General features: G+C 37.0%; 22 protein-coding genes. 9 read left to right on the forward strand and 13 right to left on the reverse strand.

Going from position 1 to position 22,239, the window contains the following annotated elements:
- Positions 1-100: 100 nt before the first annotated feature.
- A complete protein-coding gene (locus tag LW139_RS11145; RefSeq protein ID WP_166541127.1) occupies positions 101-1,099 on the forward strand; it encodes a 2-hydroxyacid dehydrogenase in 999 nt (332 codons plus the stop codon).
- 95 nt (positions 1,100-1,194) lie between these two features.
- On the opposite strand, the gene LW139_RS11150 is transcribed toward LW139_RS11145, so the two are convergent.
- From LW139_RS11150 to LW139_RS11160, 3 genes are all read right to left on the reverse strand, one after another.
- Positions 1,195-2,793, reverse strand: coding sequence for a methyl-accepting chemotaxis protein (locus LW139_RS11150; protein WP_166541126.1), 1,599 nt, complete (start codon positions 2,791-2,793; stop codon positions 1,195-1,197).
- A 517-nt stretch (positions 2,794-3,310) separates the two neighbouring features.
- A complete protein-coding gene (locus LW139_RS11155; protein WP_166541125.1) occupies positions 3,311-3,799 on the reverse strand; it encodes an NUDIX hydrolase in 489 nt (162 codons plus the stop codon).
- Between the two features lie 65 nt (positions 3,800-3,864).
- A complete protein-coding gene (locus LW139_RS11160; RefSeq protein ID WP_109408113.1) occupies positions 3,865-4,485 on the reverse strand; it encodes a TetR family transcriptional regulator in 621 nt (206 codons plus the stop codon).
- Between the two features lie 90 nt (positions 4,486-4,575).
- Here LW139_RS11160 and LW139_RS20600 point away from each other — a divergent pair, with 90 nt between their 5' ends.
- The 4 genes from LW139_RS20600 to fetB all read left to right on the forward strand — a co-directional run bounded on the left by LW139_RS20600 (position 4,576) and on the right by fetB (position 8,101).
- Complete coding sequence (locus LW139_RS20600; protein ID WP_282186872.1) at positions 4,576-5,490, forward strand: helix-turn-helix domain-containing protein; 915 nt, start codon at positions 4,576-4,578, stop codon at positions 5,488-5,490.
- Positions 5,491-5,621: 131 nt separating this feature from the next.
- Positions 5,622-6,542, forward strand: coding sequence for an acyl-CoA thioester hydrolase/BAAT C-terminal domain-containing protein (locus LW139_RS11175; RefSeq protein WP_247849951.1), 921 nt, complete (start codon positions 5,622-5,624; stop codon positions 6,540-6,542).
- Between the two features lie 84 nt (positions 6,543-6,626).
- Positions 6,627-7,277, forward strand: a complete 651-nt coding sequence (fetA, locus tag LW139_RS11180; RefSeq protein WP_247849952.1) for an iron efflux ABC transporter ATP-binding subunit FetA — start codon at positions 6,627-6,629, stop codon at positions 7,275-7,277.
- 50 nt (positions 7,278-7,327) lie between these two features.
- Entirely contained in the window at positions 7,328-8,101 is a 774-nt protein-coding gene (gene fetB / locus LW139_RS11185; RefSeq protein WP_247849953.1) for an iron efflux ABC transporter permease subunit FetB, read from the forward strand.
- A gap of 78 nt (positions 8,102-8,179) precedes the next feature.
- On the opposite strand, the gene LW139_RS11190 is transcribed toward fetB, so the two are convergent.
- Positions 8,180-9,040: a DNA/RNA non-specific endonuclease gene (locus LW139_RS11190; protein ID WP_227335334.1), complete on the reverse strand. Its 861-nt coding sequence runs from the start codon at positions 9,038-9,040 to the stop codon at positions 8,180-8,182.
- Positions 9,041-9,698: 658 nt separating this feature from the next.
- On the opposite strand from LW139_RS11190, the gene LW139_RS11195 reads away from it, so the two are divergent.
- A complete protein-coding gene (locus LW139_RS11195; RefSeq protein ID WP_247849954.1) occupies positions 9,699-10,586 on the forward strand; it encodes a PhzF family phenazine biosynthesis protein in 888 nt (295 codons plus the stop codon).
- A 61-nt stretch (positions 10,587-10,647) separates the two neighbouring features.
- Here the strand turns inward: LW139_RS11195 and LW139_RS11200 are convergent, their stop codons facing one another.
- Genes LW139_RS11200 through LW139_RS11215 form a run of 4 tightly spaced genes read right to left on the reverse strand, consistent with a single transcriptional unit; the run spans position 10,648 to position 13,275 of the window.
- Entirely contained in the window at positions 10,648-11,091 is a 444-nt protein-coding gene (locus LW139_RS11200) for a YcgN family cysteine cluster protein (RefSeq protein WP_109408109.1), read from the reverse strand.
- A 36-nt stretch (positions 11,092-11,127) separates the two neighbouring features.
- Entirely contained in the window at positions 11,128-11,784 is a 657-nt protein-coding gene (locus LW139_RS11205) for a fumarylacetoacetate hydrolase family protein (protein WP_109408108.1), read from the reverse strand.
- Between the two features lie 51 nt (positions 11,785-11,835).
- Positions 11,836-12,963, reverse strand: coding sequence for a lytic murein transglycosylase (locus LW139_RS11210; RefSeq protein WP_247849955.1), 1,128 nt, complete (start codon positions 12,961-12,963; stop codon positions 11,836-11,838).
- 24 nt (positions 12,964-12,987) lie between these two features.
- Positions 12,988-13,275 carry a YcgL domain-containing protein gene (locus tag LW139_RS11215; protein WP_109408311.1) on the reverse strand — a complete coding sequence of 96 codons (288 nt, stop codon included), beginning with the start codon at positions 13,273-13,275 and terminating at the stop codon, positions 12,988-12,990.
- Positions 13,276-13,408: 133 nt separating this feature from the next.
- Here LW139_RS11215 and minC point away from each other — a divergent pair, with 133 nt between their 5' ends.
- Genes minC through minE form a run of 3 tightly spaced genes read left to right on the forward strand, consistent with a single transcriptional unit; the run spans position 13,409 to position 15,218 of the window.
- Positions 13,409-14,110, forward strand: a complete 702-nt coding sequence (gene minC, locus LW139_RS11220; protein WP_166541120.1) for a septum site-determining protein MinC — start codon at positions 13,409-13,411, stop codon at positions 14,108-14,110.
- A 22-nt stretch (positions 14,111-14,132) separates the two neighbouring features.
- Positions 14,133-14,945 carry a septum site-determining protein MinD gene (gene minD / locus LW139_RS11225; RefSeq protein WP_036936680.1) on the forward strand — a complete coding sequence of 271 codons (813 nt, stop codon included), beginning with the start codon at positions 14,133-14,135 and terminating at the stop codon, positions 14,943-14,945.
- Between the two features lie 3 nt (positions 14,946-14,948).
- Complete coding sequence (gene minE / locus LW139_RS11230; RefSeq protein ID WP_023582089.1) at positions 14,949-15,218, forward strand: cell division topological specificity factor MinE; 270 nt, start codon at positions 14,949-14,951, stop codon at positions 15,216-15,218.
- A gap of 369 nt (positions 15,219-15,587) precedes the next feature.
- Here minE and rnd read toward each other — a convergent pair whose 3' ends face one another.
- The 5 genes from rnd to LW139_RS11255 form a co-directional block, all read right to left on the reverse strand.
- Positions 15,588-16,706, reverse strand: a complete 1,119-nt coding sequence (gene rnd, locus LW139_RS11235) for a ribonuclease D (protein WP_247849956.1) — start codon at positions 16,704-16,706, stop codon at positions 15,588-15,590.
- Between the two features lie 98 nt (positions 16,707-16,804).
- On the reverse strand, positions 16,805-18,493 hold the full coding sequence (gene fadD, locus LW139_RS11240) for a long-chain-fatty-acid--CoA ligase FadD (RefSeq protein ID WP_109408103.1): 1,689 nt from the start codon (positions 18,491-18,493) through the stop codon (positions 16,805-16,807).
- Between the two features lie 301 nt (positions 18,494-18,794).
- Entirely contained in the window at positions 18,795-19,391 is a 597-nt protein-coding gene (locus LW139_RS11245; RefSeq protein ID WP_109408102.1) for a Slp family lipoprotein, read from the reverse strand.
- A gap of 86 nt (positions 19,392-19,477) precedes the next feature.
- The gene (gene tsaB / locus LW139_RS11250; protein ID WP_227335337.1) at positions 19,478-20,179 is read right to left on the reverse strand and encodes a tRNA (adenosine(37)-N6)-threonylcarbamoyltransferase complex dimerization subunit type 1 TsaB; all 702 of its coding nucleotides are present in this window, start codon (positions 20,177-20,179) and stop codon (positions 19,478-19,480) included.
- A 92-nt stretch (positions 20,180-20,271) separates the two neighbouring features.
- Entirely contained in the window at positions 20,272-22,215 is a 1,944-nt protein-coding gene (locus LW139_RS11255; RefSeq protein ID WP_247849957.1) for an ATP-dependent DNA helicase, read from the reverse strand.
- Positions 22,216-22,239 lie beyond the last annotated feature (24 nt).

Here is a 22,239-nt window from a genome sequence, read left to right on the forward strand (position 1 = left end):
TGTTTATAATGATAGTATTAATTTCTTTCATATTGGGGCTGGATAATTCTTGTTTTTCCAGTCTCTGAACAAAATTTTAATCGAGAGTAGAGAAAACTGGATGAAAATCGTTTCCTATAGTACTAAACATTATGATCGTAAACACATGGAATGGGTCAATCAGCATAATGGATATCATTATGATATTGAATATTTCGATTTTAATTTGACAGAACAAACCGCAAAAAATGCCGTTGGCGCAGATGCAGTTTGTATCTTCGTCAATGACGATGCCAATCGCGCGGTTTTACAAGAACTTGCTAGCCTTAATATTCGCATACTTGCTTTACGCTGTGCGGGCTTTAATAATGTTGACTTAGATGCAGCCGCTGAATTGGGTATCACTGTTGTCCGTGTGCCAGCCTATTCACCAGAGGCTATTGCAGAACATGCTATTGGTATGATGCTCTCCTTAAATCGTCGTATACACAGAGCTTATCAGCGTACTCGTGATGCAAACTTCTCACTAGAAGGTCTAACCGGTTTTAATATGCATAATCGCACTGCGGGTATTATTGGCACCGGCAAAATTGGGCTAGCAACATTACGCATATTAAAAGGTTTTGGTATGAAATTACTAGCCTATGATCCTTACCCAAATCAAGCTGTACTTGATTTAGGTGCTGAATATGTCGATTTAGCTACAATTTACGAAAACTCTCATGTAATTTCATTACATTGTCCGTTAACCGCAGATAACCACCATTTATTAAATGAATCTGCTTTTGCACAAATGAAAGACGGCGTGATGATTATTAACACTAGCCGTGGTGCATTAATTGACTCTGCTGCAGCGATTAATGCTTTAAAACAAGGCAAAATTGGTGCATTGGGTATGGATGTTTATGAGAATGAACGTGATCTTTTCTTTGAAGATAAATCCAATGACGTTATTCAAGACGATATTTTCCGTCGCCTTTCATCTTGTCATAATGTGTTATTTACAGGGCATCAAGCATTCTTAACAGAAGAAGCCTTGATTAGTATTAGTGAAACTACATTACATAATATTAAAGAAGTTGCTTCAGGCAATACCTGTATAAACCAGATTAAAGCGTAATACTCAGCATTCAGATTAAAAGTAATAAAAAAGCAAAAGCCCCCTTCGGCATAATTTAGCCAAGGGGGCTTTTTTATCAGCGAGCAATGTCGTATTTATTTCTCTTGGGTATCGAGAACCTCAGCCGATTTTGTAACACCAAAACGAGATAATTTTCCGTTATCTTCATCAACTTTAAATTGTGAAACCAATTTAGCTAACTGATGGGCTTCATCATCCATATTGGCTGTAATTGCTGCTGATTCTTCAACTAATGCCGCATTTTGCTGCGTCACAGTATCCATCTCACTGACAGCTAACGCAATTTGATTGATCCCCATACTCTGCTCATTAGAAGCAAGGGCAATCTGTTGCATAAAATCATTTACTTGATTAATTGTCGTAACGATCTCTGACATCGAACGCCCCGCTTGAGCCACTTGCTGAGAGCCTACATGTACTTTATTAACAGAATGGGTGATCAGTTCATTAATCTCTTTGGCGGCTTCTGCACTGCGACTTGCCAAATTACGCACTTCCGATGCAACAACGGTAAATCCACGACCTTGCTCACCAGCTCTAGCAGCTTCAACGGCAGCATTTAATGATAAAATATTGGTTTGGTTTGCAATGCTATTAATGATGTCATTGATATCTGCGATTTTCTTCGCACTTTCAGAGATTGAAGACATGGTTTCTACCACGCTATCCATAACACTCTCCCCATTTTGAGCAGAGCTTGTCGCTGTTAAAGCTAATTTACTGGCTTCTCGTGAATTATCCGCATTTTTTTCAACCGTTGTTTTAATCTGCTCCATACTTGCAACCGTTTCTTGTAATGCACTTGCTTGCTCTTCGGTACGAGAAGATAAATCAGTGTTTCCTGTCGCAATTTCGCTTGCACTCACACTAATGGTATTAACAGCATTTTTGACAGAAGAGATCATGTGGCTGAGTGAATTTTTCATCTTATTCATTTCATTGAATAATTGACCAAATTCATTAGTCCCATGATTATCCACTCGCATACTTAAATCACCTTGGCTCATCTTACTAAAAATATCGATAAGTATTTTGATATTGCCGATAAAAGTATGAGAGAACCAACGTAATATAAAGATAAATAATAGAATAACGATAATGCCAGTTGTAATCGACACTATCATCAAGCGTTCTTGTGATACTTTTGCAATATCGATATAACTATTTTCAATACCATTAGCCACAGCATAATATTGCATGGTGATATCGTTTAGCTCGTCCATTTTTACGCTAGCAGAATGTGTTGTCAGCTCACCTCGACGCAATCGTTCTAACGCTCCCGTAAAAATATCGAGCAGTTCATCAAAGCGTTTTGTCATATCGTCTGCTATTTCACGCCCTTCCATCGTTAACTTTTCAGCATCTGCCCAACGGTGGATCTCTTCACGGGTAATTTCAATATACTCAGCTGTTTGATGAAAATATTTTGCAGATGGTTTTTCATTAACTCTTAATTGCCCATCTAAACCATTAATATTTGCCCTTATCACAGCCATTTGATATCGAGCTTTGCCCATTAGTAACATTTGCTGGCTTAGGCTATTTGATGAAACGAAATTATTATAAGATCGAGTGGAAGCATCATAACTAAAATAAATAATGCTCATAATCAACGCAAATAAAATGGCCAGCATGACCTTAACGGTCTTTTCTATACTGATATTTTTAAACATGGTCATATTCCATCAAAATATACAGAGTTTTTTATCTGTACATTTGTAAGATATCAGAATGCACTCTTTCTCTGACAAAGAGTGTATTCCCTGGTGTAATAAAATAAGGCTAAAATTTACTCATTAGAATATAAAGGCACGTAAGATCTGCCTTTGCTTATAATGTCGGTAATAATGAGAGAAAACTTTAGAGTGCAGTGAAAAGCATTTTTCATTTACCAAATAAACGATTGTTTTATCCAGCTAGAGATAAATTAACTCTATAATATCCCGCAATGATGCTGATTTTACTCAGAAAAAGATAATTTATTAAATATTTTTTAGTTTTTATACTTTATTTATTTGTTTTTATCTTATTAAAAATAAGTGCATTTACTTATTATCATTAATTTATTTAATTACAGTGTTAATTTATATCAAATATTAAAGATGATTTATTTCCAAATAAAAAAAGACAGTTTCTAAAAACTGCCTTTACTGCTTATTTATTAGGATTAATTTAGTTTTATTGAGAAACTTAAATAATTTTTTTTATTAATAACTTTTCAGTTAGTTCAATAAGTCTTATCACATTCAACGGTGCTTTTCTTTTTTTTAGTTCATCCAAAGAAAGCCATTGGAAAGATTTATTTGCCAATTGACTATTTTTTAGCGGTTTACAAAGGTAAATCATATCAATGTGATAATGAAATCCTTGTTTTTTATCGTGAATAGGTTCTTTTAAAATAGCGAGGGGTTTAACAAGCTCAATAACATCACCATTATTTAAATCAAGATTTAAACCAAGGTTAAATTCTGGCTGATAGCACAAGCACTCACACAATAATCCCGTTTCTTCTTCTATTTCTCTTAATACGGCATTTTGTGGTTCTTCGTTTTCTTCGATATGGCCTCCTGGTGGTAGCCAATATCCTATCTTAGGATGTAAATGGAAAAGAAATTGCCCCTGTTGATTAAATACAATACCTGTTGCAGTGAAATGGCTTTTAGGTACTTCTATTGACATAACATGCGTATCCTTAAGTTTTATAATCTTGTTCCAATGTACATCAAGTCACTCTACTTTTTGTGCTATTGATTATTTTTCGCATTTGTTGAAGCTTGTTTTATCCCCATCAAAAAATCAAAAAAGATCTTCTTAAAATCCTTGCAGGCATTTTCTGGTAATGTGGCTTCATTTTTTAAGTTAATCGCAATATGTGTGAGAAAACCATAGATTAAATTAACGACAACATCAGGAGAGTAAGTGCAAATTTCTTGCTTAGAATAGAGTGTTTCTACGCAGAATTTGATTCGAGGAATAAGAATTTGTGCATCTATTTCATCCCACTCTTTCCAACCTAAAACTGAAATAATCTCTTGTAGCGGAATAAGCTTGTCTTTATTTTGGTAGATATGATCAACACAAAAACTAAAAATAGCCTCAAGCTCTTGCCATTTATCATCATAAATAGGAATTTTAACTAGTTGCTTCATAACGTTATCAACTTGAAAAAGATAGCACTCTTTTAACAGCGCTTTCTTATTACTAAAATGATGATAAAACGCCCCTTTCGTCACTCTTGCGTGACGTGATATTTCATCTATGGAAACATCACAATAGTTTTGATTTATAAATAGTTCTTGCGCTGCTTCACGTAATGCTGTGCGTGTTTGCTCTGAATTCTCTTGTTGCCGTGATTTTATTTTCATGATAAAACCCTTAAAACATACCATAAGTATGTAATAATATATGGGTATCAGTTTCGTGTAAACTGAACAAAATATTTTCAGGAAATTATCATGTCATCTCCGTACAATGGGTTTGCTCCCTTAAATACCTTATCCACATTTAATATAGAAATTATCAAAGAACTTCTTCTCTGGATTGAGGTAAATCTGGAAAAACCGTTGCTACTTGATGATGTTGCGATTAAATCTGGCTATACAAAATGGCATTTACAACGAGTATTTAAGCAGGCTACAGGTTTAACACTGGCTTCATATATCCGTGGGCGACGCTTAACAAAAGCAGCAACCGAATTACGTTTAACAAAATTGCCTATTCTGACAGTGGCACTGCGTTATCAATTTGATTCTCAGCAATCATTCACGCGTCGTTTTAAAGCCACGTTTGGTGTCACCCCCACCGAATACCGCAAACTTGATAATCTTTGTGGTGATAATTTTCAACCACCAATTAATTTTGATGTCACTGATTTGCCCATTCCTAAGATTATGGTTCTGCCAGAAAGTTATGTTTATGGCATGCAATACCAATATTTTTGTTCTATCGAAGATATTGGAAAATTACATGAAGATATTCGCCATCAATTTTGGAATGATTTTTTACTGTATACCGATAAGAACTTTACAGAAAGTACAGTACTGATTTCATATCAACCTAATACGTTGCGTAAAAATAAAATCCAAATTGACTATGAGATTGGCTTAAATAGCTTAGATCATTTTACAAAAACGAGTGGCTTTAGAAAAAAACTTATAGGATCGGGTCGTTATGTAAGATTTCAATTTAAAGGGACACTGGAAGAATATAAGCAATTTGCGATGAAAATTTACTTTTATACACTTCCTGCTTTAGGTCTATGCCGTCGTTTAGGAGCTGATATCGAAAAGTATATCAGTATAGAAACAGATATCGATTTAATGGAATTACCAAAAACCTTAGAAATAGATTATTTCGTTCCAATTCACTGATAGCTGTACTAAAAAGCCTGAATATTTCAGGCTTTTTACCCTTTCTTTTTATAAGAAACTTTACTCATTTAAAAGTTATACTTAATTTAAATCACCTGTTCTGTATCTCTATAAAAATTAATAAGGTCATCATGCGTACTTCACTTCTATTTTTTCTCTCTACTTTTTTGCTTCCTTCTTTTACAGGTTATGCCAAAATATCGACACATCTACTTCCACGCAAAGATGGTAGTGAAATTAACTATTACTTGGATAAACGAGCTGAAAAAAATCAAACCCTGATAGTGTTAATGCAAGGCTCTGACTGTAATAGCATTAAAAACAACATGTTTATTCAAGAAACATTTGGCAAATGGTTACCTGATAGTGATGTTTTAATGGTAGAAAAATACGGTATTACAGCCCAATTGCCCTATTCTCAATATAATGATGAACGTCTTAATTGTCCTATAAGCTATAAACGTCATGATAATCCGAAGCAACGATTTGAAGATTATGAAGTTATTTTAAATAAATTATCATCGCAGTACCCAAATATTATTTTAATTGGTGGAAGTGAAGGCGCTACGATGGTGCATTTAGTGATAGCTAAACGCAATGATATTAAAGCCGCTATTGCAATAAATGGAGGCGGTCGTTTTTTTCTTGATGATGTTCTTTATAATATCCGTCATACCACACCGAAAGAACACGTCGAAGATGCTGTAAAGGGCTTTCAGCAATTTGCTGATGCGATAAAAAATAATCAAATTGATGATGAACAATTTATAAGCGAACACAGCAAAATATGGTGGCAGCAATTTTTTACTATTGATTTACTTAAAGTAATTAAAAGCAATCAACACACCCCTATCTTAATTATTCAAACACTCAATGACACAAATGTAAACGTTGATAGCTTCCATCAACTAAGCCAAGATATTAACCAACCTAATGTGAAATTTATTAAATACGATAAATTAGATCATGGATTTTATAATGAACAAGGCGAACGTTTAACAAGTGAAATAATCAGAGATATACAGCAATGGTATACGCTATTTATGAAATAGCTTAATAACTGACTTAAAACAGGATTTTTATATCACTATTTCTGTATAATGATAACTATTCTCTCTTCTATAATTAGGATAAGAATGGAAAGTACAACTGCACTTTTACGGCTTGATAAAATAGGCTATCGAATTGACAACAAAACTATCCTCGACAACGTAAATTTTGAACTTCAGCCTTCTGAATTTAAACTTATTACAGGCCCTTCGGGGTGTGGTAAGAGTACCTTACTTAAGCTTATTTCCTCTCTGCTATCTCCCACCAGCGGTAGCATTTTCTTCGAAAAGAAAAATTATTTAACGCTCTCACCAGAAGCGTATCGTCAGCAAGTTTCTTACTGTACACAAACTCCGATGTTATTTGATGAAACTGTTTACGATAACCTTAAGTTTCCTTATTTATTACGAAAACTTTCTGTGGATGACAAAAAACTGGCACACGATTTAGATTATTTTTGCTTGCCCATATCTATTATGAAAAAAGGGATCAACGAGCTTTCTGGTGGTGAAAAACAACGTATTTCATTAATAAGAAATCTGCAATTTATGCCTAAAATCTTATTGCTTGATGAAATAACAAGTGCATTAGATGAAGATAATAAAACAAAAGTAAATGACATTATTCACCACTATGTTAAAGATCAAAATCTCGCCGTGTTATGGGTCACTCACGATCAAAATGAAATAAAACACGCTGATGATGTGATTTTATTACCTTCTCACAATGATGCCTGATTCTTTATTTCTTTATCAGTCACCTTTTTGTTATGAGCGAACATAATATTATGAACGAACATACGATTAGCAATGAATCTCTTATTTTCTCACTTTTACTCGTTCTTGTGGCTATTCTAATTAGCCGTAAAGAAAAATTATCATTAGAAAAAGATATTATTTGGAGTACCGCTAGAGCCATTGTCCAACTCTTAATTGTTGGCTATGTATTGACCTATATATTCCATGTAGACCATTTTATTCTCACCTTTTTAATGGTGCTATTTATCTGTTATAACGCAGCACATAACGCTAAAAAACGCAGTAAATATATTAAAGATATTTTTCTTATCTCTTTTACGGCTATTACCACCGGGGCACTATTAACCCTAACTATTTTATTACTCACTAGTTCGATTGCTTTTACTCCTATACAAATCATCCCTATTACCGGAATGATTGCAGGTAACGCAATGATAGCTACTGGCCTTTGTTATAATAATTTAGGGCAACGTTTTCAAAATCAGCAACAGCAATTACAAGAGATGTTAAGTCTTGGAGCTACCCCTAAACTAGCCTCAATGAGTATTATCAGAGACAGTATTAAATCTTCATTAATCCCAACGGTTGATGCGGCAAAAACCGTCGGTATTGTAAGTTTACCAGGTATGATGTCAGGGCTCATTTTTGCAGGTGTTGATCCATTACAAGCCGTGAAATATCAAATTATGGTGACGTTTATGTTGATGGCAACAGCCAGTATTTCGACTATAATTGCATGTTACTTAACCTATAAAAAATTCTTTAATCAACGCCATCAGCTAATTAATTTAGAAAATAGTTAATTTAGAAAATAGTTAATTTTATTGAAAAAGGTCACTAAATAAAGTGACCTTTTATTATTAGTATGCAGGTTTAAATAATTACTTTAATACCGTACACCCCATTTTTTTAACTAACTCACCAGCTTGAGATTTTACATCTTGAGCGCTTTCAGGTAACTGGCTCCAAAGTGTTAAACCTGTTCGTGCTTCCACTTCTTCCGCAGTTACTTGGAATTCACAAAAATCTGCTTTTTTCGGTATTTGTTGATCCATAATAAACGCCGCATAAGAAGAATTTTCTGGTGAATCATTTAGAAAAACCACTTTAAAATAAGCACTTGGAATTGTGTGGTCTTTATCTGTACTTGGCAATTTACCCATATCTCTTTCATAGATAGGGCCTGTCACTGTAAAGACTTTGTGGCCTGCTTTTGCCAAATTACGCTCTTGATCTTCTAATCGCACCCATGCACCTTGGTTTAGATCTGCTTTCTGTGGTGTGATATTAGAAAGATAGTTAAGTGCACTCCAACCTGGTAATGCAGCCAATGAAGCTAAAGGCGCCTGATGACCACGGTCAACTTTTAATGTGGCATTGGCATTTTTGTAATCCGCTGGCGATAAGGTTTCATCATTGCCTAAAGCCGGATCTTTTTTCCAGTTACGCGCTTTACCACTACCGATGCTGTCTTTGGTTACTAAATAAGCAACCCAGTCTGCAAACTTGGTTTCGCTATTATTATTTAATGTATAAACATCTCTTTGGATAGTGGTTTCACTTCCTCCTAATGGACAACCAATGCCACAATTTTCATCATTCATTGAACGCTTGGAAATATCACGATCTGAAGTTAACAATGAAGATCCAACATTAGCATTAGATTCAACAGTTATATCGGTATTCGCATAACTGGTGGAGATCATAAGAAATGATAAAATAATAGGTGTAATACGTTTCATATAAAATTCCTTTTTAAAATGAAGAAACAAAAAAACTCGCCGAAGCGAGCTTTTTGTTAAAAGAGAAAAATCCTATTTTCTCTCAATGATGTATTCCAACTATAAACTGCAATACAAAAGCCCCATCGTATTAATGAGGCTATTTTTAATCACAATTTACAGCTCAGAATTTTGCTAAGAAATAAAAAACGGTGAGTAAAAAATCTAAACATCAAATATTACGAACACCGTTCATGGTGGATATTTATTTTCACTGTCCCCAAAAGCAAAAAACCCCGCATTAAGCGAGGTTTGAAAATTATTAGGTTTGGTAAAGACTAAACTTTCACCATGAGAATAATCATGGGATATAATTCTTATTTAGTCAATATGTTTTCTAATTATATTTTTATATATAGAAAAATTTATCTTTATTTTCATTAATACGGAGATAATTATTTACATCACAATTTTCTTGTTGCTCTTGAATTATTAATACTTCTAATCAGTGAGTAGATCCTAGAGCTTTATTTTTTCGTATGTATTATTATTCAAAATCTAATAGAAAAGAAATATCATCATTTTTTACTATATAAAACTATAACTTACCAATAATTAACCATATTAAACTTTATATAAAAGATTTACATTGAGTTGGGTTATAACACGAGAAATCCAGATGCAAAACAGCACCATCCTCCCCATTGAGCACGAAATAAAGGTATACCTTGTAAACGCATTTACTCGAAATAATTCTGGAGGTAACCCTGCAGGTGTCGTACTTAATCCCCCTAATCTAAGTGATACACAAAAAATAGAGATCGCGCGTTTAGTTGGTTTTTCTGAAACAGCATTTGTCTATACAGCCAAAGAGACAGATTTTAAGGTTGATTTTTTCACTCCAGAAGGAGAAGTTGATTTTTGTGGGCACGCAACATTAGCCACCTTCTATACTCTGGCCTCACTTAATCTCATTGAGTCGGGTAGTTACACGCAAAAAACAAAAGCGGGTATTCTAAGTGTCGCAGTAAACTCACAAAGTATTGTTATGGAGCAAACACGTCCTGTTATGCGTCAAGGTCCTAATATTGATGTTGTCGCCACAGCATTGGGTGTAGACCGTGATGTTATTGAAAAAACGGGCTTACCTATTACGATCATTTCGACAGGTTTACACGATATCATTGTGCCTGTGCAACCTGGTTCACTAGATACTTTACAACCCAACTTTGATGCGATTGCAAACCTAAGTCGTGAATTTAACACCATTGGTTTTCACGTATTTGAATTAAGCCAAGATACCGCCATTACAGCTCATTGCCGAAATTTTGCGCCTTTGTATGGTATTAATGAAGAATCTGCAACGGGCAGTTCTAGCGGAGCATTAGGCTGCTATTTGGTCAATTACGTTTTTCCTAATGAAACTTATTTTCTTTTAGAACAAGGTCGGGCGATGGGATGCTCATCATTGCTTGAAGTGACGATTAATTCACACGCTCAGGAAATTCTTCGTGTTAGTGTTGGCGGGCAAGCCGCTATATTCGGAGAAAAGACAATTCATATTTAAATAGAAAAAGCCCTAAAAGGGCTTTTTCTAATTTATAATACGCAAAGTTTTTGGGTTTTAATTAACCACGCCCTTTCGGACGATTAAGAATATGATCTTCCCAATCTTCAACTTCCGTTTCTGGCACTGCAATATACCTTACAGATATATTACCTTGGTGCATTTTTGCTTTATTTCCCGCAATAAGTGGATGCCAACTTTGTAATGTTTTGCCTTCAGCAAGAAGACGATACGCACATGTCAGTGGTAACCACTCAAATGTCGGTAAATTATACCGTGTAAGCTTGATACAATCTGGCTCATAACGGAAACGATCTTCGTAATTACTGCATTGGCAAGTCTTAATATTAAGTTGATTACAAGCGACATTGGTAAAATATATTTCGTCGGTATCATCATCCATTAACTTGTGTAAACAACATTGTCCACATCCGTCACAAAGTGATTCCCACTCATCATCACTCATTTCATCTAATGTTTTAGTCTGCCAAAAAGCCTTTGTCATCTCTACGTTATTACCTTATTGCTCATCTGATACGAATTAAATAACCCGCGTTGTCAGCTGATGCTCGTTAACACTTAATACCAACATATCACCCGATTCTAGAGGGCCAACACCTTCAGGTGTTCCCGTTAAAATCACATCACCAGGACGTAGGGTAAAAAAGCGAGACATATAGCTGATAAGGGGTAAAACAGGAGTAAGCATATCACGACTGTTACCCTGCTGACGAATCTCGTCATTAACACGTAACATTAAATCGGCATTTTGTGGATCACCAAAAGAATTGACGGGAATAAAACCTGACAGCGGTGCAGAGCCGTCAAACGCTTTACTTTTTTCCCATGGTTGTCCTGCTTTTTTCAATTTACCTTGTAAATCACGTAACGTAAGATCAAGACCAATACCGAAACCCGCAATTGCGCGATCAACACGATCTTCATTAGCTTGTTTGAGTGGTTGACCAATAAGTACAGCTAATTCAATTTCGTGATGAACGGCACCCATATCTTTTGGAATTGCAATAGGTTGTCGAAGATCGCACATAGCAGTTTCTGGCTTGATAAAAATCACTGGTTCTTCTGAACGAACTGAACCCATCTCTTTAATGTGATTTGCATAGTTACTACCAACACAAATGACTTTATTGACAGGGAAATCAAGTAACGCACCTTCCCAATCGCGATGTTGATACATAATGTGTTCCTTTTAGGTAAATTGCTGTGTTTTATTTCACTGCAAATATGGCTAACCCGCGTTAGGCAGTGAGTTTATTTTATTAGCAACGCCATCAGCCATTGTGACAATACTGAGGGCAAAGAAGTAAGAACTATTCCAATGCATAATTGTGCGGAAGTTTTGTGTCACTAAATAACTTCTGTGTAAATCATCATCTGGAATTATTAACCATACCTGCATATTGTCACTTAATTGGCTATTAGCAGGCAATTGAACGCCTAATGCTTTCCATTGAGCGACTGTTTTTTGTTGCTCGGCCTTAATGCCTTCAAGTTGCTGGTTAAAATCTACTGATAAAGTAACCTGTTCCCCCCAAGGAAGTCCACTTTTCCAGCCTTCAGTCGCTAAATAATTAGCAGCCGAAGCAAATGCATCTTCACGCGTATTCCAGATATCGATTTTTCCGTCACCATTGCCATCTGCAGCATAAGTAAGGAAAGAAGATGGCATAAACTGAGTTTGTCCCATAGCTCCCGCCCAGGAACCTTTGAGGCGCTGTCCTTGAGGTAAGTGCCCTTCCTCAATAATTTCAAGTGCTGCCATAAGTTGGCGTACAAATAGCTCTTCTCGACGACCTTCAAACGCTAGTGTAGCCAGTGCAGAAACGACATCTTCTTTGCCTTGTACCTTACCAAACCCACTCTCAAGTCCCCATAACGCAACAATATAGTTTGCAGGTACACCATATTTTTTGCTGATTTGTTCTAAGGTATCTTGATTTTCTTGGTAAAGTTTAGCCCCTTGGGTTAAACGACCATTGGTAACAATGCGAGGTAAATAAACATCGAGTGTAATTTTCTTTTCTGGTTGATTTCGATCCGATTTAATTACTCGTTCAATAAAATGTGCTTCTGAAAAAGCAAAATCTATTGTTTCTTGTTTATATCCCAATTGAACCGCTTTCAATTTCAGTGCTTCAACATAAGCAGGAAATTGTGCAGCTGTTCGAGCATCTTTAGGAAAAGCCTGTTCTAATGATGCAATATCCACTTGTTTCCATAGAGGTGTTTTTTGTGTTTCAACTGCCGTTGCCTCTGGCGCAATAATTTGTCTTTCCGCCAATTTTTGTTGGCTATTAGTACACGCTGATAGCATTAAACCAGAAACAATCACAGCGATGAACGAATATTTGAACATTTATGCTCCTTTTATCTCGATGATTTATTCAGTTTTTTCTGATTTTTTTAATTCATCTAAATAAGCATTTAACATACTTTCGACAGGTGGTGGAACTTGTAAGTAAAAACCCTGCTCAACTAATGCTTTTTTAACTTTTTCAATGTCGGCATGCGCTAAACGCTGTCTATCCGCGAGATTGAGCAACATTGCAAATTGAGGTTCACCAAAACTTTGTAATAATTCGTCCGGAATTCGAGAAAAATCATCCTTTTTTTCGATGTATAAATAAGTTTGATCACGTTTGGTACTACGATAAATTGCACAAATCATTTTCATTAAACTCTAATTATTAAAATAAGCGACTTGCCTGAATATTTTAGTAAATATAACATGCTTATATACTTTCGTAATATCGTCTCTGGTTTTTTGTGCCAGATTATAAAAAATTTACTGAGTCAGATAGATGTCAAACACGCCCATTGAGTTAAAAGGCAGTAATTTTACCCTTTCGGTACTTCATTTAAATGATGGAACACCGAAAGTTATTCGTCAGGCAATTTCAGAAAAAATTGCACAAGCGCCTCAATTTCTGAAAAACGCGCCTGTGGTTATCAATGTCTCTGCATTAGCAGGTGACAATATTGATTTTAAAAAACTGAGGCGAATTGTAGAAGATGCTGGCTTACGTGTCGTGGGAATTAGTGGTAGTTCAGACGCTCAACAGAAAGAAGCGATAATTGCCGCACAGTTACCTATCTTAAATGAGGGTAAAATAGCTAAGCCAACAACTCAGGCAAATAACGATAAAACGAATGAAGCACCTTCAGCTGTGCGTCAAAAAACAAAAATCATCCATACTCCTGTACGTTCAGGACAGCGCATTTATGCTCAAAATAGCGATTTAGTGGTTATTAGTAATGTGAGTGCAGGCGCTGAATTAATTGCTGATGGTAATGTTCATGTTTACGGCATATTGCGTGGACGTGTACTGGCCGGAGCATCGGGTGATCAAGAGAGTCATATTTTTTGTACACATCTGTCTGCTGAACTTGTTTCCATTGCTGGCCAATATTGGCTAAGCGATCAAATTCCTACAGACTTTGTTGGTAAATCAGTACAACTGAGTTTGCAAGAGAATGAATTAACAATCGAGAACTTAATTTAGAGCATCGACAAGGAATCACTCCATGGCACGCATTATTGTTGTTACGTCAGGTAAAGGTGGGGTTGGTAAAACAACTTCCAGCGCGGCCATTTCTACCGGCCTCGCTCAAAAAGGTCATAAGACGGTTGTTATCGACTTTGATATTGGGTTACGTAATTTAGACCTTATCATGGGTTGTGAACGTAGAGTTGTTTATGATTTTGTTAACGTTATTCAGGGTGATGCCTCTTTGAATCAAGCATTGATTAAAGATAAGCGTACAGAAAACCTATTTATACTCCCTGCTTCACAAACAAGAGATAAAGACGCGCTCACTCGTGATGGTGTAGAACAAGTATTAGATGAACTCGATGAAATGGGTTTTGATTTTATTATTTGTGATTCTCCTGCAGGTATTGAAAGTGGTGCATTAATGGCCCTTTATTTTGCAGATGAAGCAGTCATCACAACAAACCCAGAAGTTTCATCTGTACGTGACTCCGACCGTATTTTAGGCATTCTTGCCTCTAAATCACGTCGTGCTGAGCGCGGTGAAGATCCAATTAAAGAACATCTGTTATTAACACGTTATAATCCAGGCCGAGTGAGCCGTGGTGATATGTTAAGCATGGAAGATGTTCTTGAAATTCTATGCATTCCACTTTTGGGTGTTATTCCCGAAGATCAATCTGTTTTACGTTCATCTAACCAAGGTGAACCAGTTATTTTAGATAGCGAGTCTGATGCAGGTAAAGCTTATTCAGATACAGTAAATCGTTTGTTAGGTGAAGAACATCCATTCCGTTTTATTGAAGAAGAGAAAAAAGGCTTTCTGAAACGCCTTTTTGGGGGGTAAAAGATGGCTTTACTAGATTTTTTCCTGTCGCGTAAAAAGTCGACAGCTAATATTGCCAAGGAGCGTTTGCAAATTATCGTCGCTGAACGCCGCCGTGGTGATAGCGAGCCAGCTTATTTACCTGATATGAAAAGAGATTTATTAGGTGTTATCTGTAAGTATGTGCAGATAGATCCAGAGATGCTTTCTGTTCAATTTGAACAAAAAGGTGATGATATCTCTGTATTAGAGCTAAATGTGACCTTACCTGAAAGCGAAGAACCAACAAAGTAAATCATATTTTACGCTTTACATAAGCCATTATTCACAGAGCCAACCATGAACTATAATTAATTTGATTGGCTCTGTGTTTAATTATATACAAATTGAATTCACCTGAATGCGCAAATAGCGCTATATCTCGTTGCTATTTTAATCATTGGTGATAAGTCACAGGAGCCATTTTATTCCGCAATAACATGTTTCTCTATTTAATGCATTTGTTACTCTCACCTATTCTTATAGGCGTTTTTTTGTGCATAAAAAATAAGAGTCTCTAAAGAGACTCCCATTATTCTTTGCTGTTTACTTTGACTATTGCATCTATTTACTGTGCTACACATATCTGTTTCATATTAGATAGAAAATAAATGCTCAATAAAATTAAGGATATTGCGCCAGAATTTCAGATACTTTCTCTTCTAGTAATGCTTTACGCCAGCGTGAAATAAGTTCCGGTTTCCCTTCTTTTATTTTCCAATGAATACTCAATAATTGGTTAATCTGTCTTCTTGATGCCAATAGCTCGGGGTTATATCGTTCCCCTTCACTAATTTCTTGAATAACCGCCTTGATAGCTTTAAATGCTTTTTTATAGTTTGGCTGTTCAATAATATTGCTAATAGATTCAGGGCAATCTTCATCTTTAATTTCTTTCGCCTTCGCAACAAAATCTAATAAGCGACGACCATGGCAACGGATCTCTTGTCCAGAGAGTGACAATGCATCTAATTCTGCTAAAGAAGAAGGAAGATAACGAGCAACAGACCATAAATGCTCTTCTCTCACAACGAAGTTTAATGCCATATCACGAGCTTTAGCTTGATTTAAGCGCCATTGAGCAAGCATTTGTAAACAGGCTAACTGTTGGCCTTTTAATTGCCATGCATTGCTAATCTCACGGTAAGCAAGCTCAGGTACTACAGTTTCTTGACGGCGTTCTGCTATCATTTCACATTCATCAGTTATCGCGTCCATATAACCAGCGTCTTGTGCTTCTGCAATAAGCTTTTTAGCGAGAGGGAGTAAATAGAAAACATCACCACTGGCATATTGGCACTGTTTTTCCGTTAAAGGGCGAGCTAACCAGTCAGTGCGCGATTCACTTTTATCTAACGCGATATCTTCATATTTCTCAACTAACGTTGCAAATCCACAAGAAATCGGATAGCCCAAAAAGGCAGCAACTACTTGAGTATCAATCATTGGTGTGGGAACACAACCAAATTGGTGGGAAAATACTTCGAGATCTTCGCTCCCTGCATGGAGATATTTCATGATGTTTGGATCAGTTAATAATTCAACAAAGGGAGCCCAATTTATTATTGCTAGGGGATCAATAAGAGAGATCTGTTTACCATCATACATCTGGATCAAACCAAGATGTGGGTAGTAGGTACGTATGCGGACAAACTCTGTATCTAATGCGATTTGTGAAGCTTGTGATGCAGCTTTACAAGCGGTTTCTAATGCAGTGTCTGTCGTAATCAATTGATAATTCAAAACAGGTTTCTCTTGTTTTTATGTCTAATGACTTTTTATGTAATGACAAAAACGCCGGTATAAACCGGCGAAATTGAAAAAGGTTATTGAGTGTTGTATCAAGATTCAGTTGAGGTTTTCAACTGTTTTTCTTCATTTCTTAACTCTCTGCGTAAAATTTTACCGACATTAGATTTTGGTAATTCATCACGAAACTCAATAATTTTAGGTACTTTATAACCAGTTAAATAGCGACGACAGTGTGTTTTTACCTCATCTTCCGTCAATGTAGGGTCTTTTTTCACAATAAAAATCTTAACTGTCTCACCTGAACTTTTACTCGGTACACCAATTGCTGCTGATTCTAATACTTTAGGGTGAGCCGTAACCACTTCTTCAACTTCATTGGGATAAACGTTGAATCCTGAGACTAAGATCATATCTTTTTTGCGGTCAATAATGCGAATAAAACCTTCGTCATCCATTGTTGCGATATCACCCGTTGCAACCCAACCATCGTGTAAAACCTCGTCAGTGGCATCAGGGCGGTTCCAATATCCTTTCATGACCTGAGGTCCACGAACCCACATTTCACCGCCTACAGTGCGGTCAACTTCGTTACCTTCATCATCGATAAACTTAACGTCAGTTGAAGGTACAGGTAATCCAATACTACCACTGTATTTTTTCAGATTATAAGGATTACCAGTGACCAGAGGAGAACATTCTGTCAGGCCATAACCTTCTAATAAATGTTTGCCTGTTAACTCTTCCCACTCTTTGGCGACACTGCTTTGTACTGGCATGCCACCACCAACAGAAAGATTTAGTTTGGAGAAATCAAGTTGACGAAATTCAGGATTTTGCAACCAAGCGTTAAATAACGTGTTTACACCTGTAATAGCCGTGACAGGGTAACGCCCTAACTCTTTAATAGTACCTTTCACGTCACGTGGATTAGTGATCAGTAAGTTTTTGCCACCAACCTCAATAAATAGCAGACAGTTAACCGTTAAAGCAAAGACGTGATACAGCGGTAATGCCGTTACCACCAGCTCTTTACCTATATGTAATGCAGGTACATAAGCCGCTTTTGCTTGTTCAAGATTTGCCAACATATTGCGATGCGTTAGCATGGCTCCTTTAGCAATACCTGTTGTTCCCCCTGTATATTGCAAGAAGGCTAAATCTCCTCCTGTAATTTCAGGTTTAATATATTGCATACGATAGCCAAAATGCATTGCTCTACGAAATGAAATGGCATCGGGCAAATTATATTTAGGCACTAATCGTTTGATATATTTAACAACAAAATCGACTAATGTTGCTTTAGGTCGAGATAGCTGATCACCCATTCGGGTTAAAATAACGTGTTTAATACTGGTATTAAATACGATTTTTTCGAGTGTATGTGCAAAGTTAGAGACTATGACAATGGCACTTGCACCACTATCATTTAATTGATGTTCAAGTTCTCTTGGTGTGTAAAGTGGATTTACGTTTACGACAACCATACCTGCACGAAGAATACCGAAAAGCGCGATAGGATACTGCAATAAATTAGGCATCATTAAGGCAACACGATCACCTTTTTTCAATCCTAAGCCATTTTGCAGGTATGCTGCAAAAGCACGGCTACGCTCTTCAAGTTTGCGATAAGTCATGACCTCGCCCATATTGATAAAGGCGGGTTGATCTGCGTAATTTGCGACAGCGTTTTCAAGCATCTCAGCAAGGGATGCGAAACGGTCCGGGTCAATTTCAGCCGGGACATCTGCCGGATAACGTTTAAGCCAGACTTTTTCCAAAGTAGTACTCCTGATTAATCGCACTTCTTGGGTTAATATTATGTTTCATTTTTAACAAAGTATTAACTCATCCTACCAGCACAAACAATTTTCTGTTGTGAAGATGCGAAGTGTGTCACTAAATATTTTATTTTTAGATTAACAAAAAAGAAGGCGGTCAAAACCGCCCTCTCTTTTATTTTTATTCAACTTTAATAACGCTATTAGATAGTTACCCAATATATTATAGATATCAATTATACACCGTTTCACCCAAATGGAGATGAAATATTATATCGTCATGCGATCACAAACCCAGTTTTTATTCTAAAATGGGCACGACCTGACCAGTTCCATATGGATATCCACCATAACCACCATATCCATGATGATAACCCCAATATGGGCCATCACCATAATATCCCCATGTCATAACAGGCGCTGGCATAATCACTTGCTGTGTCAAAGTCCAACGTTTCATTCCTGTTACATCCATACGTAAAAATGGATAGCTTGCTTCTCCGACTTTCCCTGTTTCAACACCTTTAATCGTTCCAACTACCGTTACATATTGGTTTTTATAATCTGTGGGATCTAAGAAATGCATGACATTTGCATAGAGACGTCCAATAGACGGTTGTTGTAATTCAGGTGCCGCATCATATTGAGAAAGGGGCATAACGGCAATTTCTAGCTGTGTGGATGATTGAAGGTTTTTAACATCAATCACACGTCCGCCAAAACGACCTTCTTGACCTACATAAAGTTCAGGCGCTACAAAAATACCATTTAAATCAGTGACAGGCGTTGCTGATGTTCCTTTTATTGATTCAGGTATTGAGACACATCCCGCTAGAAACAAAGCACCAGATAAAAATAGCGCTTTGCTTACCAAACGGTAGTTTAATTGTCTTTTCATAAACCACCTCATTGCAAGTCATTATTGACGTCACTCTATAATACTATTATAGCTTTACTCTGTAATTTCTAATAGATACTCATAATCTATTCACGACCAGGTAGTTTTTTCCACGTAACTTCGTTACGTAAATAAACAGGTTCAGCCTCTTCCACTCTTGTAGCTTTTCCTTCATGCCAAGCAGCAACGGCAAGCGGTAGCATATCTTGTGCTGCCGGCAATGTAATATCAGTTTCAACAACGGTAAAAAGTAATCCCTCTTTTAATTCAGGATAGGCTTGCCAACCCGTACCCGCCATTGCCCAAGTACCCGTGGTTGATTGTAAGGCTTCAACAAAGTGTTCAGGTTTCATCACTGCTTCTGTTTCTTCGCCTAACCAAATCCCTTCGTCATTACGTTGATATTGAGCACAATAAATTTCACCCATACGTGCATCTATTGCAACCAAAACCTGCTTGATCCCTGTTGTTCTGAATACACCTTCTGCCATGGTGGCAAGTGATGATATGCCAATCATGGGTAATTCAGCACCCAATGCGATACCTTGTGCAACACCGACGCCAATACGAACCCCAGTAAAACTACCTGGACCACGCCCAAAGGCAAGGACATCTAATGATTGCAATGTTAAGTTCGCTTCTTCTAAGGCGCTTTTGACCATAGGTAAAATCTTTTGTGTATGTTCACGAGGTGAGATTTCAAAACGTGAAGCAACAACGCCTTCATTCCAAACTGCAACTGAACAGGATTCTGTTGCAGTATCAATTGCTAAAATTCGCAGTGACACGCCATAACTCCGGCAAATTCGATAATTAAAAGAGAAAGAATAATATCATAATAGTGTTCAGCAGAATAAACACACATTCTGTGCGATCGCTATTATGAACCCGATATTTCTTGTATTTCATCATGCTGTGCGCGTTGGCTCAAAAATTCCATCGTTTTCTCAAGCGAGCGTGTGCGTGGCGATGGAGGCAAACTGCTTAAAAAAACCTCGCCATATGCACGAGAAACTAATCTATCATCACACACTATAATTGCGCCATAATCGTGTACATCACGAATTAATCGTCCAACACCTTGTTTTAAACTAATTACAGCATCAGGAATTTGCACATCTCGGAATGCATCACCACCTCGTAATTCACAATCTTCAATACGTGCTCTTAATAAAGGATCATCAGGTGCTGTAAATGGTAATTTATCAATAATCACGCAAGACAGCGTATCGCCACGCACATCAACACCTTCCCAAAAACTTTGAGTCGCCACTAAAAGCGCATTTCCTGATGAAACAAATTTTTGCAGCAATTGCGTTTTACTCATTTCACCTTGCATCAATACAGGTAATGGCAAACTGGCTTTAAACTCTTCGGCAAGCCCTCGCATCATGGCATGTGAAGTACAGAGGAAAAAACAGCGGCCTTGATTCTTTAAAATGACAGGCGTTAGCATAGCGGCTAAACGTTTCGCCGTATAAGGCTGATTTAAGGGAGGCAAATAACGTGGGACACACAATAATGTTTGATGTTGATAATCAAACGGGCTGTTTAAAATCAATGTTGTTGCGTTTTCTAAACCTAGCCTATCTGTGTAATAGGACATTTGTTCATTTACAGAGAGTGTTGCCGAGGTAAATACCCAACTACTTTTATGTGATTTAATTAATTCACGAAATTTATCTGCAACAGAAAGTGGCGTAATAGCGAGTAAGAAATGGCGACCGTAACTTTCAAACCAGTAACTATAGCCCGGGATTGTGGTATCAATCAGGCGTTTTAAGCGATTGCGGTAAACGGTGGCACGTTCAAAAGCACTATCAAGTAATTGGCTGCGCCCTAACGAGAGTTTCATTACGTCATAACTCAGTTCTAAGGCATCATCCAGTAACGTTAGAAAACGTTTTGTTTCGCCACCTTGCAATAACTCGCGTAAATTTCCACGATAACCCGTCTCACCTAACGCTAAGCGAAAATCCATCACCATTTGCGTTAATCGATCGGCACTTTTTTGTAACTGAACTTGGTCTCTCACTTCTGTGCGATAAGCAACGGTCATATCTCTGGCGAGATCAAAAAGCTGTCTACTGGTAAGTTGTTGACCAAAATAGTGGCTGGCAATATCTGGTATTTGATGAGCTTCATCAAAGATCATAATTTCAGCCTCCGGAATTAGCTCACCAAAACCCGTATCTTTAACGACAGTATCCGCCATAAATAAATGGTGATTAACTACCACGACATCCGCATCCATTGCTTTTTTACGCGCGCTTAAAACATAGCACTCTTTGTAGCGAGGACAATCACTCCCTAAACAGTTATCGTTGGTGCTCGTAACTAAAGGCCAAACTCGGCTATCTTCTGCAACACTATGACAACGGCTAACATCACCATCTTCTGTCTGTGTTGACCATTGGCGTACATACATCACATCAGATAATACTTCTGCTTCCAGATCACCACCACTGAGCATTTGTTGATCGAGTCGCTCTAAACACAAATAATTTGAACGTCCTTTTAATAAGGCGGTGTTGCCATCATAATTAATTGCTTCAATGATTGTCGGTAAATCCCGACTATAGAGTTGATCTTGTAAGGCTTTAGAGCCTGTTGAAATAATGGTTTTTTTACCTGAACGCAAAGCAGGTACAAGGTATGCATAGGTTTTCCCTGTTCCCGTGCCAGCTTCCGCAATAAGTACACCCTGCTTATCAATAATATCTGTTATTGATTTCGCCATTTGTCGTTGAGCTTCACGGGGATGAAATCCAGGAATAGTTCGGGTTAAAATCCCGTTTTCTGCAAAATCGTCTGACACAGGCATACTCTTTTTATAAAATAAGACGTA

Source organism: Proteus vulgaris (assembly GCF_023100685.1).
Taxonomy (GTDB): Bacteria; Pseudomonadota; Gammaproteobacteria; order Enterobacterales; family Enterobacteriaceae; genus Proteus.